Here is a 433-nt window from a genome sequence, read left to right as displayed (position 1 = left end):
GCTGTTTTCTTCGAATCAGTACTACCAGTTTCTGATACAGTAGAAGTGAACTTAAAAGCTCGTTACGATGATTACTCTGACTTTGGTGACAACGTTGCTCCAGCAGTATCTGCTCGCTGGCAGGTTGCTGATAACGTAGTGATTCGTGGTTCTTACTCTGAGTCGTTCCGTGCACCAGGCCTTGATTTACTTAATGCAGCACGTACATTCTCTGCTGAATCTGCAATCGATTATAATAACGGTTCTACTACATCACGTCAGTACAACACATACTATACTCAGAACTCAGAACTTGAAGCTGAGACTTCAGATTACATCAACTTAGGTGTGGCATGGGATGTAAACGATAACTTAAGCTTTAAGTTAGATTACTTCCAACTTTCGATTGATAATGTTATTCAGTCTAAATCTCTACAAGGCTTATTAGCTTTTG

General features: G+C 40.0%; 1 protein-coding gene. It reads left to right on the top strand.

The features are described from left to right. A partial coding sequence (locus tag PSH50_RS21045; RefSeq protein ID WP_273610075.1) for a TonB-dependent receptor occupies window positions 1-433 on the top strand: 433 nt, incomplete at both ends.

It is taken from the genome of Pseudoalteromonas sp. Angola-7 (genome assembly GCF_028599255.1).
Classification (GTDB): domain Bacteria; phylum Pseudomonadota; class Gammaproteobacteria; order Enterobacterales; family Alteromonadaceae; genus Pseudoalteromonas; species Pseudoalteromonas atlantica.
This window is presented reverse-complemented; position numbering and strand designations above follow the sequence as displayed.